This is a genomic window from Actinophytocola sp. (genome assembly GCF_035712165.1).
In the GTDB taxonomy this organism is placed as follows: Bacteria; Actinomycetota; Actinomycetes; order Mycobacteriales; family Pseudonocardiaceae; genus DASYTH01.
The window spans coordinates 1-14,184 of the sequence record NZ_DASTBH010000471.1 but is presented as its reverse complement, the minus strand read 5'-3'; the positions used below and the strand labels follow the sequence as shown (position 1 = coordinate 14,184).

Below are 14,184 nucleotides of genomic sequence, written 5' to 3'. Positions count from 1 at the left end.
ATCCGGGCCGCCGTACTGGTGGCCGGGCAGCCGGCTCTGCCAGTTGGGGGTGAGCAGCCGCAGCGAGTCCCAGCGTTCCCGGCGCCAGGAGTTCGCCACCTCGCCGCGCTCGAGCACGACGTGGTCGATCGCCCGCGCGCTCAGGAAGTGGCTCGCGGCCAGGCCCGCGTGGCCCGCGCCGACGACCACCGTGGTGGTGCGTTCGATGGCTCGGCCCTCAGGCGACCTCGACGGTGACCTCGGTGGGGTTGGTCAGCGCGTCGAACACGGCCGAACGCTTCTGCGACTGGGCGACCAGTGCCTCGATGTCCTCTTTGGACGCGTCCGCGTCGATGGTGAACGTCACCTTGATGCCGTTGTAGCCGTTGCGGACATCGCTGTCGGCGCCGAGGATCCCGCGAATGTCGTGCGCGCCCTCCAGGGTCGCCTCGACCGAGCGAAGCTGGATGCCCCGGTTCTGCGCGACGGACGCGATGCCCGCCGTCAGGCAACTGCCCAGACCGACGAGCAGGTACTCGATCGGCGTGATGCCGTGGTCCTCGGCCGCGAAGACCTCCGGGTGGTCGGCGGTGAACTCCGCGGCGGACTTGTGGGTCTGCTCCGCGCCGAGCCCGAAGAAGTCCCGCACCGTCGAGGTGGTGTGGACGCCGTTCTCCCACCGGGTGGTCGAGCGCCAGGTGAACTGGGCGGCTTCGGGATTGCTCTTGAGCACTTCGCGGGCGTCGAGCAGGGCCTGGACGTCGACCCCGTTGTCGATGCTGCCGATGGTCGTCATGCGACGGACCGTACACCGGCTCTGACCTGCGTCTCAGACTTCGGGACGGCCGGTTCGCGCCGGTCGGTGCGACGCCGCACTGACTACGATGCGGCCATGGTGCCCGCGTCGACGCTAGCGGCCGGATCGGTCGGCACGGTGGAAACGCGCCACCTGGAGCTTCCGGACCCGGTACCGCTGGACTGCGGCCGAAAACTGCGCCCGGTGCGCGTCGCGTACGAGACCTACGGCACCCTGTCTCCCCGCCGCGACAACGTGATCCTGGTGTGCCACGCGCTCAGCGGGGACGCCCACGCGGCCGGTTTCTCCACGGCGCCGGCAGCGGCGGGCACCCGGGACGGGTTCGCCGCCGAGGAGCGCGACGGCGCGGCCGGCGCGGCGCTCGGCTGGTGGGACGGGATGATCGGGCCCGGCAAGGCGTTCGACACCGACCGGTTCTTCGTCGTCTCGACCAACCTGCTCGGCGGCTGCCGGGGCACCACCGGGCCGGCGTCGACCGACCCCGCGACCGGCGACCCGTACGGACCGGACTTCCCGGTGCTCACCGTCGCGGACATGGTGCGGACCCAGCGCGCCTTCCTCGACGTGCTGGGCATCGAGCGGCTCGCGGCGGTGGCCGGCGGTTCGCTCGGCGGGATGCAGGCGCTCGAGTGGGCGATCCGCTACCCCGGCCAGGTGGACGCCATCGTGGTGATCGCCAGCACGCACGCCCTGCACCCGCAAGGCGTCGCGTGGAACGCGATCGCGCGGGAGTCGATCATGCGGGACGCGGCGTGGCAGGGCGGTCGCTACTACGGCACGGGCCGCGCGCCGGAGGCCGGGATGGGCGTGGCGCGGATGGTCGGGCACGTGACCTACCTGTCCGGGCCGGCCCTGCACGACAAGTTCGGCCGCAGGCTGCAGTTCGCCGACGACATCCGTTACACGATCACCGAACCCGAGTTCGAGGTGGAGAGCTACCTGCGCCACCAGGCCGACTCGTTCGTCAAACGTTTCGACGCCAACACCTATCTGGTGATGTCCCGGGCGCTGACCTACTTCGACCTCGCCCGGCAGTACGGCGGCGGCTCGCTGCTGCGGGCGCTGGAGGCCGTCCGGGCCCGGACGCTGCTGATCACGTTCAGCTCGGACTGGCTCTACCCGCCGCAGGGATCGCAGGAGATCCACGACGCGCTGCGCGAACTGGGCCGGCCGGCCGAGTTGCACCTGATCGACGCGCCGTACGGGCACGACTGCTTCCTGCTGGAGGAACAACGACAGACGCCGATCGTCCGCCGGTTCCTGGCCGGTGCGACGAGCTCGAGGAAGAGGTGGCCGTGACCGGCGACGCACCCCGGATCGAACCCGAGCACGCGTTCGGTTTCGAGACCCGGCAACTGCACGCGGGGCAGCGGCCGGACCCGAACACGGGCGCCCGCGCGGTGCCGATCTTCCAGACGACCAGCTACGTGTTCGAGGACCCGGAGTCCGCCGCCGCCTACTTCAACCTGCAGGAGTACGGCAACACGTACTCGCGCATCATGAACCCGACCGTCGCGGTGTTCGAGGAGCGGGTCGCGAACCTGGAGGGCGCCGCCGGCGCGGTGGCCTTCGCCAGCGGCATCGCCGCGCAGGCGGCCGCGCTGTTCACCATGCTGGTGCCGGGTGACCACGTCGTGTCGTCCTCGGCGCTCTACGGCGGGACGGTGAACCAGCTCAAACACCTGCTGCGCAAGATGAACGTGGAGCTGACCTGGGTCGACCCGGACGACGTCTCCGCCTGGCGGCGGGCGGTGCGCGCCGAGACGAAGGCGTTCTTCGCCGAGACCATCGGCAACCCGGCCGGCAACGTGCTGGACATCGAGGCGGTCGCGGCCATCGCGCACGAGCACGACCTGCCGCTGATCGTCGACAACACCTTCGCCACGCCCTACCTGTGCCGCCCCATCGAGTGGGGCGCCGACATCGTGATCCACTCGGCGACGAAGTTCCTCGGCGGTCACGGCACGAGCATCGGCGGCGTGGTCGCCGAGGCCGGCACGTTCGACTGGTCCAACGGTAGGTTTCCCGTGGTCGCCGACCCGTCGCCGGCCTACCACGGCCTGCGCTTCCACGAGACGTTCGGAACCTACGGCTACCTGATGAAGCTGCGCGCCGAGACCCTGCGCGACCTCGGCGCGGCGCTCTCGCCGTTCAACGCCTTCCTGTTCCTGCAGGGGATCGAGACGCTGTCGCTGCGGATGGACCGCCACGTCGGCAACGCCCGCAGGATCGCCGGGTTCCTGGCCGGGCACGAACTGGCCGACCGGGTGACCTACCCCGACCTGCCCACCAGCCGGTACCGGCCGCTGGTCGAGAAGTACCTCCCGCGCGGCGCCGGGGCGGTGTTCTCCTTCGACGTGGCCGGTGGCCGGGCCGGCGGGCAGGCGCTCATCCGCGGGGTGTCGCTCTGGTCGCACCTGGCGAACGTGGGCGACGCGAAGAGCCTGATCATCCACCCGGCCAGCACCACGCACCGGCAGCTGTCCGACGAGGAACTGCGCGCGGCCGGTGTCGGACCCGGCACGGTGCGGCTGTCGGTGGGCACCGAGTCGGTCGAGGACCTGATCTGGGACCTCGAGCAGGGGTTCGCCCACGTCGCCGCCGCCGTTCGGGAGGAGGTCGCGACCGCATGACCGTTCCGCACCGCTACCAGGACCCGCTGGCGATCCAGCGGGTGCTGAACACCGCGCGCACGATCGCGATCGTGGGTCTGTCGGACAACGAACTGCGGGCCAGCTACTTCGTCGGCTACTACCTCAGGCGGCACGGCTACCGGGTGATCCCGGTGAACCCCCGCGCTCCGGAGATCCTCGGCGAGACAAGCTATCCGAGCCTGCTGGACGTCCCGGACCAGGTCGACATCGTCAACGTCTTCCGCGCACCGCAGGCACTGCCCGAGATCGCGGCCCAGACGGTGCGGATCGGCGCGGGCGCCCTATGGTGCCAGTTCGGCGTCATCAACGAGACCGGCGCCACCATCGCCGAGGACGGCGGCACCACCGTGATCATGGACCGCTGCATCAAGGTCGAACACGCCCGCTACGCCGGCCGGATGCACTGGCTTGGCTTCAACACCCAGCGCATCACCTCGATCCGGTCCGGGCTCCAGTAACCGCCGGCTTTCCCGGCAGGGCATCGTGAGATCGATCCCGGCGACGGCTGACTTCGTAGGCTGGGCCGGACCCCGAGCGGAGGAGCGGAGCATGGTGATCGTTGCCGGGCATCTCGTCGTCGATCCGGACGAGCGGGAGTCCTATCTCGAGGGCTGCGTGAGCGTCGTCGAGCTGGCCCGCCGGGCGCCCGGTTGTCTCGACTTCACCATCGCCGCGGACCTGGTGGATGCCGGGCGGGTCAACATCTTCGAGCGCTGGGAGTCGCGGGCGGACGTGGCGGCGTTTCGGGGCAGCGGTCCCGGTGACGAGCAGAGCGCGGCGATGCTGGCCGCCTCCGTGGCGGAGTACGACGTCGCGGATGTGCGTTCGCTGACCTGAGTCCGCCCGTCGTAGGGTGGCGGCCATGGGCGATCTTGACACGCCGTGGGAGCCGCCGCTGGCCGGTACCGAGGTCGAGCACCTGGTCGGGGCGCTTGAGCGGCTGCGGGCCACGTTCCGGTGGAAGGCCGACGGCCTGGACGCGGACGGGTTGCGGACCCGGGTGGGCGCCTCGGCGCTGACGCTGGGCGGCTTGCTCAAACACCTGGCCCTGGTCGAGGACCACATCTTCGCCACCAAGCTGCGCGGGGAACCGCTGGGCGAGCCGTGGAACCCCGCCGAGTGGGACGACGCGGACTGGCCGTTCACCTCCGCCGCCCAGGACCAGCCGGAGCGGCTGTACGGGTTGTGGGACGACGCCGTCGAACGCTCGCGCGCCAGGCTGGCCGCGGCCCTGGCCGAGGGCGGGATCGACCAACCCGTGCATGTCTCCTCCGGTGGCCGGCACGCCAGCCTGCGCCGGCTGGTCTGCGACCTGATCGAGGAGTACGGCCGGCACACCGGACATGCCGACCTGCTTCGCGAGGCGGTGGACGGGCGGACCGGCGAGGACCCGCCGCCCGGCTGGCGGCCGGCGGTGATCAGGGGGATCGGTTAGGCGGGTACACCTAGGCTGGGGCCACGGCGCGGCCGGTCTGCGGGGAGATCATGCCGGCGCACAGGTTGCGGCTGGCCAGGGTCGCCGCGATGCGCGGGATGGCGGCCCGGGTGTTGGCCGGCCACTCGTGCATGAGGATGATCTGGCCGTTTGTCAGCCGGGCGTTGGCCGCCACGATGGCGTCGACGCTGGCGCCGTTCCAGTCCTGCGAGTCGACGTCCCAGATGATCTGGGTCAGGCCGTACCTGGCGAGCACCGTGCGCAGCGTCGCGTTGGTCTCGCCGAACGGTGGCCGGAACAACCGCGGCGTGCCGCCGCCGGCGGCGGCGATGGCCTGCTGGGTTCGGCCGACCTCGGAGTCCATTCGCGCCTGGGGCAGTTGGGTCAGGTGCGGGTGGGTGTAGCTGTGGTTGCCGATCCACATGCCGGCGCTGATCTCGGCCCGGACCTGGGCCGGTGCGGACGCGGCGAACTGGCCCTCGTTGAACATGGTGGCCCGCAGCCCGTTCTGCCGCAGTGCGGTCAGCAGCGCCGGGGTGTTCGCGTTGGACGGGCCGTCGTCGAAGGTGAGCCCGACGTATCCGTTGCAGGCGGCGACATGTGCAGGCCCGGCAGCGGCGGCCGGGGTCGGCGCCAGGGCCGCGACCACCGCGAATCCGGTTGCCAGTAAGCGTTTCGACAGGGTGCGCATGGGGGCTCCTCGAAACTGTCGGTGCCGACAGTATCGACATGAACCCACACGGTAGTCAACGATTTCCGGAATACTTTCGGACCATTCTCGGGTGTGAGGACACGCATATTGGCCCACCGCTCGATTGGCTCTATCGAACGGATTCCGAAAATTTCGGTTGAGTTCCGGTCAGGTGAGGGATTTCCAGTTGAGCTCGGGGAGCGGACCGCTGGTGATGTCGAGGTCCGCGCGGGCCTGGGCGTAGAACTCGTTGCGCAGGCGCATCGCGGACCGGTAGCCGTCCAGGAACGCCTCGGCGTCGGGATCCTCCGCGCGCAGGATGCGCTCCAGCTGCCACACCTGCTCGCTCCAGGCCCGGGCGGCGGTGATCGTGGCCGGCTCACCCAGCAGCAGCACGGTTTCCCAGCGCGCGGCCCGCAGCGTCTCCGCCTCGGCCAGGGCGGCGAACGCGGGCTCGAGCTCGATGGCCTGCCCGGTGGACAGCAGTCCCTTGGTCTCGGCGATCCGCCGGCACAGCCGGACCATCTGCTTGACCGCGTTGGCGTACTCGGAGTACGCGACGAGTCGTTTGTCGTCCCACCGGGCGGACTGCGCCCGGCGCCACCGGGTTCGCTCGGTGGCGGAGGTGACGAGGAACGTGGCGGCCGAGCCGAGCAGGACACCGGCGATGGTCAACGCCTGTGCGACGATCGGGTTCACAGGCGCAGCCTGCCATGCGCCCCGCCGGTCGCCCGGCATACCGTGCCAGGGTGACTGAGGTGACGGTGGCCGAGGTGCTGGCCGAGCTGGCCGCGCTCGAGGACCCGAAGATCCGGGCGGTGAACGAGCGCCACGGTGACGATCACGGGGTGAACCTCGGCCACCTGCGCGCGCTGGCGAAGCGGCTGGGGACCCGGCAGGAGCTCGCGCGCGGGCTGTGGGCGAGCGCCGACGCCGCGGCGAAACTGCTGGCGATGCTGGTCTGCCGGCCGAAGGCGTTCGAGCGGGACGAGCTGGATGCGATGGTGCGCGAGGCGGGCACCCCCAAGGTGCACGACTGGCTGGTGAACTACGTCGTGAAGAAGAGCCCACACGCCGAGCAGCTGCGCCTGGCCTGGCTGACGGACCCGGATCCGGTGGTGGCCGGCGCCGGCTGGGCGCTGACGACCGAACGCGTGGCGCGCAACCCCGAAGGCCTGGACCTCGCGGGGCTGCTCGACACCATCGAGGCGGAGCTGAAGGCCGCTCCGGATCGCCTGCAGTGGGCGATGAACCACTGCCTGGCCCAGATCGGGATCGAGCACGCCGGGTACCGCGCCCGCGCCATCGACATCGGTGAGCGCCTGGAGGTGCTCAAGGACTACCCGACGCCGCCGAACTGCACCTCGCCGTTCGCGCCCGTCTGGATCACCGAGATGGTGCGCCGCCGGGGCTGAGTCTCAGCCGGCAACGGCGACCACGACGTGGTCGTCGCCGAACTGCCAGACCGAGCCCGCGTCGCGGAAACCGGCCCGCAGCAACAGGTTGAGGTGGCCCTGCAGGCTGACGCCGATGCCGTGGTCGCCGCCGATGCCGCGCTCGCGGCGCTGCGCGACCAGCCGACCGAGGTCCGGGTCGGTTTCGGCCGCGGCCCACCACTGGGTCCAGTTCTCGTTGCTGGTCACGCCGCGCCGCCGCGCCCGCTCGGTGCGTACCGACGCGGCGAGCGCGGCCAGCGCGGGTCGTTCGTCGGTGAAGTGGTCTCCGTTGACGAACACGCCGCCGGGCCGCAGCAGACCGGCGATCTCCCGGTACAGGGCGGCCAGTGCGGGCTCGGCCAGCCAGTGCAGGGCGGTGGTGGACACCACCGCGTCCAGCGGCGCGGTCAGCCCGGCGTGCCGGGGCCAGTCCGGGTCGGCGAGATCGGCGTCGACCAGCCGGACCGTGCTCGGCGTCGTGGCCCGGGCGAGGGCGAGCAGCAGCGGGTCGGTGTCGACGGCGACGATGGCGGCCGAGGGGAACCGCGCCGCCAGCCGGCTGGCCAGCGAGCCCGGGCCGCAGCCGAGGTCGAGCAGCGCCGGACGCTCGCCGACCACCTGCGCGAGAACGTCGCCGATCACGGTGAACCGTTCCTCCCGGTCGGCGACGAAGTACTCCTGCTGCCGGTCCCACCGGTCCAGCCACGTCCGTGCCACCACCGGCTTGACGATCTCCGTCGACACAGTAGCCACCTCCTTGTTGTTGCAAGTCATTGGCAATAGTGCCAGAGCGGGGCCGGTCCGGAAACCCGCTGATCGCGTGGCCGGCGGTGGGCAAACGAGCCGGCGGGCGCAAGGTTGCGGTGAAACTTGCCATGGTGGAGATCCGGATCATCGCCGTTTGCCGCCCGGCGTACGGGTCGACCCCAGACGAGTCATGATTCCCATCGGAAGGAGTGAAGGGTGATTTTTGCCTTCATCCGACGCACGGCGATCATCGGAGTGCTCGTCGCGGCAGTGGTAGCGCTGTTCGGAGTGGGTAACGCCGCTGCGCAACAGACGGCGCCGGCCGGCGCCCTGACCGCGCCGGTCACCGGCACGTTCACCGACGCCGCGGGCGGCACCGGCACAGCAAGCGGAACGTTCACCCCGAGCCGGTTCCTCGTCGAGGGCAACCAGGTGCTCGCTGAGGGCGTGGCCGATGTCGGGCTGACCGACTCCGCCGGCCAGAGCCTCGGCGCCCAGTCGCAGACCGTGCGGCTGCCGGTCGTGGCCGGGCCCGGCGACGTGTCGGCCCAGGCCAGCTGCGAGATCCTCGACCTGGTGCTCGGACCGCTTGATCTCGACCTGCTCGGCCTGGTGGTGCACCTGGACACCGTGCACCTGAACATCACGGCCGAGTCCGGCCCCGGCAACCTGCTCGGCAACCTGCTGTGCGCGGTGGTCAACCTGCTCAACGGTCCTTCGCCCGACCTGCGGGCCCTGGCCGATCTGCTCAACGCCATCGTGGCGCTGCTGAACTCCTGACCCCGCAAGGGAAAGCGGTGGCGGGTGCCGATCGGCACCCGCCACGCTTTGCTCAGCTGGGCCGGAAGGCGTCCAGATCGCCGTGCAGCCGGTCGGCGTGCAGGGTCAGCAGCGGCCGTCGGGTCATCCCCAGGGCGGCCATGCGGCGGGCCATCGGATGGTCGCCCAGTTCCACCGTCATGGCGCCCCGGCCGAGGTGGGTGCCGTGCAACGTCATCGGGGCGGTGCCGCGCAGCAGGACCCCGGCCTGCGCGCCGTGGTCGAGCCGGCTCCAGGTGCCCAGCCGGGACCGCACGCCGAACGGCACCGGCAACCGGCCGGCGCGCAGGACGGCCCGCAGCACGAACGTCTCGCCGTCGTGGACCGTGACCGACGCCGACGCGCCGTCGAAGGCCAGGCCGGCGCGCATCAGCCACTTCGGCAGTCCCCAGATGTCCTGCCCGGCCTCGCAGGTGAGCTTCCCGGTCACCGGCAGGTCCACCAGGTGCAGGCCCACCCGGCCGCCTGGGCCGCGGGTGAACAGCCCGACGCCGACCTCGTCGTAGCTGCCCAGCACCCATTCGCCGTAGTGCACCAGCATCAGCATGCTCACCGCCCGGCCGGCCACGGTCAGCGGGCGCAGCCCGGTCCCGGCCAGCAGGGCCGAGGCCTCGGCCGGCCGGGCGGTGAACACCGCCGACGCCATCTCCGCGTCCCGGATCCGCACCGGCAGGTCGATCGTCACACCCTGCACCGACCACGTCTTCTCGGCGACCAGTTGACCCATACCCGTAATTGTGGTCCGAAACGCTTCGTGTCTCAATTGCCACGGCGGGTATTTGTTTTCGCAGGCGTTTTTGTTCGCCCGGCCATTACATATGCGGCGCCTATACTCTGACGGTCGCTGTAGGGGTGGTGGGCGGAATGGCCGGAAGATCCGGTTCGGTTCTCGATCCGGAGTCGATCGCCGCGGTGCGCACCCTGCCCGAGTTGAGCGGGCTGTTACGGGAACTGCGGCGCCACGATGCCGGGTCGAGGGCCGCCCGCGAGCTCAGCTATCGGGAGCTGGCGGTCAGGACGGGCTGGTCGCGGACCGTGATCGGGGACTACTTCACCGGTCAGGCCCTGCCCCCCGCCGACCGGTTCGACGCGCTGGTCGTCCTGTTGGGAGCGACACCGGCGCAGCGCAGCCAGTTGGCCGCCGCCCGCAACCGGGTCGCGGACCGCCAGCGCGGCGTCACCGGCGTGTCCCTGGACGCCGTGCGGTTGACCGGTTCGTCCATTGTGGACCGCGAGGCCGAGCTGGACGGGCTTGCGGTCGCGGTGAAGGCGGCGGCAGGCGGCTCCGGCGGCGCGGTGTTCCTGTGTGGTGAGGCGGGAATCGGCAAGACCCGGCTGGCCACCGAGGTCGCCCGGTTGGCCGCTGAGTCCGGCCTGCGGGTCCTGCGCGGCCGCACCGCGACGCCCGCCGTGCAGTTCCGGGCGTTGAGTGAGGCGTTGCTGACCGAGCTGCGCGAGGCGGACCGGCCGGCCGACCCCGGCCTGCTGCCCTACTACCCGGCGCTGTCCCGGCTGATCCCGGAGTACCGGGCGGAGTCGACCGAGAAGCCGGAGGACTCGCTCATCGTGCTGGCGGAGGCGGTGTTGCGGTTCGCCGTGGCGGTCGGCCGCCAGGGAACCCTGCTGGTGCTGGAAGATCTGCACGACGCCGACCAGGACACCCTGACCGTGGTCGACTATCTGGTGGACCACGCCGCCGGCGAACCGTTGCTGCTGTTGGGCACGGTGCGCTCGCAACCCAGTGCGGGCCTGGACCTGGTGCGTTCGGCGCAACACCGCCCGGCGGTCACGGTGTTCGGGTTGCCGCGCATGAGTGACGACGCGGTGCGGCGGATGGCCGGCGCCTGCCTCGACGTCGCGCCGGACGGGGTGCCCGAAGCGGTGCTGGAGCGGCTGCTCACCGCCGCGGACGGTCTTCCGCTGCACGTGGAGGAGTTGCTGGCCGGAATGGTCGGGGACCGGTTGCTCGTGCAGCGGTCCGGGTCCTGGACCACCACCGGGTCGGTGGCCGAACAGCTTCCGGTCACCCTGGCGGCGACGTTGACCGGCCGGGTCGACCGGCAGCGCCCGCGGACCAGGGCGGTGCTGGCGGCCGCGGCGTTGCTGGGCCAGCGGTTCGCCCCCGAGCCGGTGGGAGCGGCGACCGGGACCGACGACGCCGAACTGGTGGACTGCCTGCGGGAAGCCGTCGAGGCCCAACTGGTGGTGCCGGACGGTACGGCGTTCCGGTTCCGGCACGCGCTGACCGCGGAGGCGTTGCGGGCCCGGCTGTTGCCGATGGAACGCGCCCCGCTGGCCCGCCGGCTGGCCACCGCACTGTCCGATGTGGACTTCCAGCTGGCCGCCGAGCTGTGGCATGCGGCCGGTGAGGACCGGCGTGCCGGCGAGCTGTTCGGGGCGGCCGGCCGGCACGCCGCGGCGCAGGGCGCCGTGTCCACGGCCGTCGCGTTGCTGGAACGCGCCGCGTCGCTGGTGGACTCGGTCGAGTTCGCCGAGCTGCTCGTCGACGCCTATGCCGACGCCGGCCGGATCGCCGATGCCTACGAGCTGGGCGCCCGGTGGGCGGGACATTCGATCGTGCATCTGCGGCTGGCCCGGGTCGCCGTCGCGGCCGGCCATTGGGAGCAGGGGTTGCGTGAGCTGGCGAAGGTGCCCGTGGCCGATCCGGCCATCGCGGCCCGCGTCGACGCCACCGCCGCCCAACTCGTCCTCGGCAACCCCACACCCGACCGGTTCGCCCAGGCCGAGCTGCTGGCCGGCCGGGCGCTGCGCGCGGCGCGGCGCACCGGCCAGCCGGAGGTTGCCTGCGAGGCGTTGAACACGCTCGGCAGGTGCGCCCGGCAGCGCGACCTGTCCGAGGCCGACGAGCTGTACCGCCGCGGTCTGTCCATCGCGGACGAACACGGGCTGCTGCATCGCAAGGTCCGGCTGCTGTACAACATCGGCGCGCACGACGGAATCCGGGACGCGGACCCGGCGCGGTTGCTGGACGCACTTGCTCTGGCCAACGAGATCGGCGCGGTGGAGGTCGCACTCGACGTCGAGCTGGAGTTGGCCGTCGTGCGGATCTGCCGGGGCGAGTACGCCGCGGCCGAACGGGGCGCGCGGCGCTGCGAAGAGGTCTCCGAGCGGTTGCGCCTGCGCCACAACCAGCTGATCGCCGTCGGCGTGCGGGTCTTCGCGGCCGCTCACGCCGGCCCGCTCGCCGACCTGGACGCGTTGCTGGAGACCTACCGCAGGCTCGGTGGTGAGCAGGACGACGACCTGGACTCCGCGGTGCGCGGGTTCGGCGTCGCCCTCTGCCTGCTCCGGCACGAGCAGCACGAGCAGGCGCGGGACGAGCTCGAGCAGGCGGCCGCCGTGGAGGCCGCCCGGCCGGCCTCGTACCTGTCCCTGGTGCCCGGCGCGCGGCTGCTGCTGGCCGTGCTGGCGGACCGGGCGGGTTGGCCGGAGTGCGCGGCCTTTGCGGCCTCCGCACAGACCCAGGCGGCCTGGAACCGTCAGTTCCTCCTGCTGGCCCGGGCGGTACTGCACGGCAGGGCCGGGCAGGCGCGGCAGGCGCAGCAGGAGATGGCGCGGTTCCTGGAGCTGTCCCAGCGCTACCCGTTGGCCCACCATCTCGGGCTACGGCTGGTCGCCCCGCACGCGATCGAGGATGGTTGGGGCGACCCGGTTTCCTGGCTGCGGACGGCGGAGGTCCATTTCCACGACACCGCTCCCGCCGTTGCCCGGGCCTGCCGGGTGCTGTTGCGGGAGGCCGGAGCGCCGGTCAGCCAGCATCGCGAGGGAAGCGCGGGGATCCCGCGGGCGCTGCGCGAGCTCGGGGTCACCGTCCGTGAGTTCCAGGTGCTGCGGCTGCTGGCCGACCGGCTGAGCAACAAGGAGATCGGGCGCCGGTTGTATCTGTCCCCGCGCACCGTGGAAAAGCACGTGGCCAGCCTGTTTGCCAAAACCGGTGAGCCGGACCGCGCGCGGTTGTCCGACCTCGCCGAAAAGTTGGGTGGTGTGGACGCGAATATGGGGGTCACTGTGCGTGCTCCTGAGGGGGATGCCGGCGCAGAATGACGGCGACACAGCTACCGAGGGGGTTTGATGCGTCGTTCCTTGTCCATTCTCGCCACGACCGCGCTGCTCGTCCTGTTCCCACCGGCCGCGATGGCCGACCCCGGGTGGACCCCGGTCACACCCGCGCCTGCGCCGCCGGCCAACCTCACCGCCGCCGGCCTGTTCGACGTGGCCGCGGTGTCGCCGGCCGACGTCTGGGCGGTCGGCGGCGGGTGGACCGACACCGAGCAGGCCTTGATCATGCACTGGACGGGTGCCGGCTGGAGCCCGGTCCAGGCGCCGTCGGTGCGCGACTTCCAGTACAGCTTCACGGCCGTCGACGTGGTCTCCGCGCGCGACGTGTGGGCGGCCGGCAACGGGATGCCGGTGCCCGCACAGGACTTCCGCAGCAAGGCGGTCCTCGCCCACTACGACGGCACGGCCTGGTCGATGGCGCGGGTTCCGGCGCCGCCGTCGTCGAGCTCGGATGTGCTGACCGACATCGACATGGTGTCGGCGACGGACGGGTGGGCCGTGGGCTGGCGCGTGGCGGCGCCCGCCGATCCCTTCCAGCCGCTGGCGATGCGGTGGCGCAACGGTCGTTGGGACGCCGTGCGGCTGCCGCGCATCGGCGGCGGCAACGTGCTGCTCGGGCACGTGCACGCCCGGACGGGCACCGACGTCTGGGCGGTGGGGTCGGTCGGGGACGCGGCGCTGATCCTGCACTTCGACGGCACGCGGTGGCGCCGGTTCGACGTGCCGCACGGCGGCGCGCCCGGGGCGACCAACGAGCTGCGGGCGGTGACCACGGTGTCGGCGAACGAGGCGTGGGCGGCCGGATCCGCGTGCCGGACGCTGGCCGAAGGCGTCGCGTGCCAGCCGCTCATCCTCCGGCTGACCGGCGGCCGCTGGCAGGTCGTGCCCCCGGCCGGGGACGGCGGCACGAACCTGTTGGACGTGGTGGCCCGGTCAGGTGACGACGTCTGGGTGGTCGGCTACGACCTGCCGATCGGCGGCCAGGAGGCCAACCACGTCGAGCACTGGGACGGCCGGCGGTTCGTGACGGTACCGGCGTACGTCGGGCCGGTGACGGTGCAGGGTGGACTGGCGTCCGCGCTGGAGGGCGTCACGCGGCTGCCCGGCACCGACGAGTTGTGGGCCGTCGGCTGGCAGGACGGCGCGGTCCAGGCGATCAGGCACGGGTGAGTGGTCGCGGTGAACCCGTGCAACGAGGGTGCGCAGAGGTCGCTCGGCGGCGGGTCGGGTGACCGGGTGGGGGCCAGGCGGCGGTGTGCGGTCTGCCTGGCACCGCCGCCGGTCCCGGCTGCCGGCGTGGACGCGGGGGTCCAGGTGCTCGGCCCGTTGGAGGTGCGGGTGGACGGCGACGCGCTCGACTTGGGCGGCGCCAGAATCCGTACCCTGCTGGCGATGCTGTCCGCGAACGCCGGGCGGGTCACCACCGTCGGCACGCTCGTCGTCGCATTGTGGGGCGATGACGAGCCGCCGGGCGCGCACCGGCTGGTGCGCACCTACCTGTCCCGGCTGCGGCAGTCGCTGGCCCC

Annotated in this window: 16 protein-coding genes; 10 read left to right on the top strand and 6 right to left on the bottom strand. The window is 71.9% G+C overall.

Annotated elements, in window-relative coordinates; genetic code table 11:
- Positions 1-189: NAD(P)-binding protein (locus VFO68_RS26520; RefSeq protein WP_325161110.1), on the bottom strand; the 189-nt coding region annotated here is incomplete at its 3' end.
- A 28-nt stretch (positions 190-217) separates the two neighbouring features.
- On the bottom strand, positions 218-775 hold the full coding sequence (locus VFO68_RS26515) for an OsmC family protein (protein WP_325161109.1): 558 nt from the start codon (positions 773-775) through the stop codon (positions 218-220).
- A gap of 96 nt (positions 776-871) precedes the next feature.
- On the opposite strand from VFO68_RS26515, the gene metX reads away from it, so the two are divergent.
- The 5 genes from metX (at position 872) to VFO68_RS26490 (ending at position 4,885) form a co-directional block, all read left to right on the top strand.
- Positions 872-2,095 (top strand): homoserine O-acetyltransferase MetX, encoded by a 1,224-nt coding sequence (metX, locus tag VFO68_RS26510; protein WP_325161108.1) that lies wholly within the window; start codon positions 872-874, stop codon positions 2,093-2,095.
- A complete protein-coding gene (locus VFO68_RS26505; protein WP_325161107.1) occupies positions 2,092-3,429 on the top strand; it encodes an O-acetylhomoserine aminocarboxypropyltransferase/cysteine synthase family protein in 1,338 nt (445 codons plus the stop codon). Before metX ends, VFO68_RS26505 begins: the two co-directional genes overlap by 4 nt.
- The gene (locus VFO68_RS26500) at positions 3,426-3,908 is read left to right on the top strand and encodes a CoA-binding protein (protein ID WP_325161106.1); all 483 of its coding nucleotides are present in this window, start codon (positions 3,426-3,428) and stop codon (positions 3,906-3,908) included. Before VFO68_RS26505 ends, VFO68_RS26500 begins: the two co-directional genes overlap by 4 nt.
- 91 nt (positions 3,909-3,999) lie before the next feature.
- A complete protein-coding gene (locus VFO68_RS26495) occupies positions 4,000-4,287 on the top strand; it encodes an antibiotic biosynthesis monooxygenase family protein (RefSeq protein ID WP_325161105.1) in 288 nt (95 codons plus the stop codon).
- A 25-nt stretch (positions 4,288-4,312) separates the two neighbouring features.
- Positions 4,313-4,885 carry a DUF664 domain-containing protein gene (locus tag VFO68_RS26490; RefSeq protein WP_325161104.1) on the top strand — a complete coding sequence of 191 codons (573 nt, stop codon included), beginning with the start codon at positions 4,313-4,315 and terminating at the stop codon, positions 4,883-4,885.
- 10 nt (positions 4,886-4,895) lie between these two features.
- Here the strand turns inward: VFO68_RS26490 and VFO68_RS26485 are convergent, their stop codons facing one another.
- Positions 4,896-5,576, bottom strand: a complete 681-nt coding sequence (locus VFO68_RS26485) for a polysaccharide deacetylase family protein (protein WP_325161103.1) — start codon at positions 5,574-5,576, stop codon at positions 4,896-4,898.
- 168 nt (positions 5,577-5,744) lie between these two features.
- Complete coding sequence (locus tag VFO68_RS26480; RefSeq protein WP_325161102.1) at positions 5,745-6,275, bottom strand: hypothetical protein; 531 nt, start codon at positions 6,273-6,275, stop codon at positions 5,745-5,747.
- Between the two features lie 50 nt (positions 6,276-6,325).
- Here VFO68_RS26480 and VFO68_RS26475 point away from each other — a divergent pair, with 50 nt between their 5' ends.
- Complete coding sequence (locus tag VFO68_RS26475; RefSeq protein WP_325161101.1) at positions 6,326-6,991, top strand: DNA alkylation repair protein; 666 nt, start codon at positions 6,326-6,328, stop codon at positions 6,989-6,991.
- Positions 6,992-6,994: 3 nt separating this feature from the next.
- Here the strand turns inward: VFO68_RS26475 and VFO68_RS26470 are convergent, their stop codons facing one another.
- Entirely contained in the window at positions 6,995-7,756 is a 762-nt protein-coding gene (locus VFO68_RS26470; protein WP_325161100.1) for a class I SAM-dependent methyltransferase, read from the bottom strand.
- Positions 7,757-7,975: 219 nt separating this feature from the next.
- Here VFO68_RS26470 and VFO68_RS26465 point away from each other — a divergent pair, with 219 nt between their 5' ends.
- Positions 7,976-8,539 carry a hypothetical protein gene (locus tag VFO68_RS26465; protein WP_325161099.1) on the top strand — a complete coding sequence of 188 codons (564 nt, stop codon included), beginning with the start codon at positions 7,976-7,978 and terminating at the stop codon, positions 8,537-8,539.
- A 52-nt stretch (positions 8,540-8,591) separates the two neighbouring features.
- On the opposite strand, the gene VFO68_RS26460 is transcribed toward VFO68_RS26465, so the two are convergent.
- On the bottom strand, positions 8,592-9,305 hold the full coding sequence (locus VFO68_RS26460; RefSeq protein ID WP_325161098.1) for an acetoacetate decarboxylase family protein: 714 nt from the start codon (positions 9,303-9,305) through the stop codon (positions 8,592-8,594).
- Between the two features lie 137 nt (positions 9,306-9,442).
- On the opposite strand from VFO68_RS26460, the gene VFO68_RS26455 reads away from it, so the two are divergent.
- The 3 genes from VFO68_RS26455 to VFO68_RS26445 form a co-directional block, all read left to right on the top strand.
- Positions 9,443-12,643 (top strand): AAA family ATPase, encoded by a 3,201-nt coding sequence (locus VFO68_RS26455; RefSeq protein WP_325161097.1) that lies wholly within the window; start codon positions 9,443-9,445, stop codon positions 12,641-12,643.
- A gap of 27 nt (positions 12,644-12,670) precedes the next feature.
- Positions 12,671-13,828, top strand: a complete 1,158-nt coding sequence (locus tag VFO68_RS26450; RefSeq protein ID WP_325161096.1) for a hypothetical protein — start codon at positions 12,671-12,673, stop codon at positions 13,826-13,828.
- Positions 13,829-13,954: 126 nt separating this feature from the next.
- Positions 13,955-14,184: AfsR/SARP family transcriptional regulator (locus tag VFO68_RS26445; protein WP_325161095.1), on the top strand; the 230-nt coding region annotated here is incomplete at its 3' end.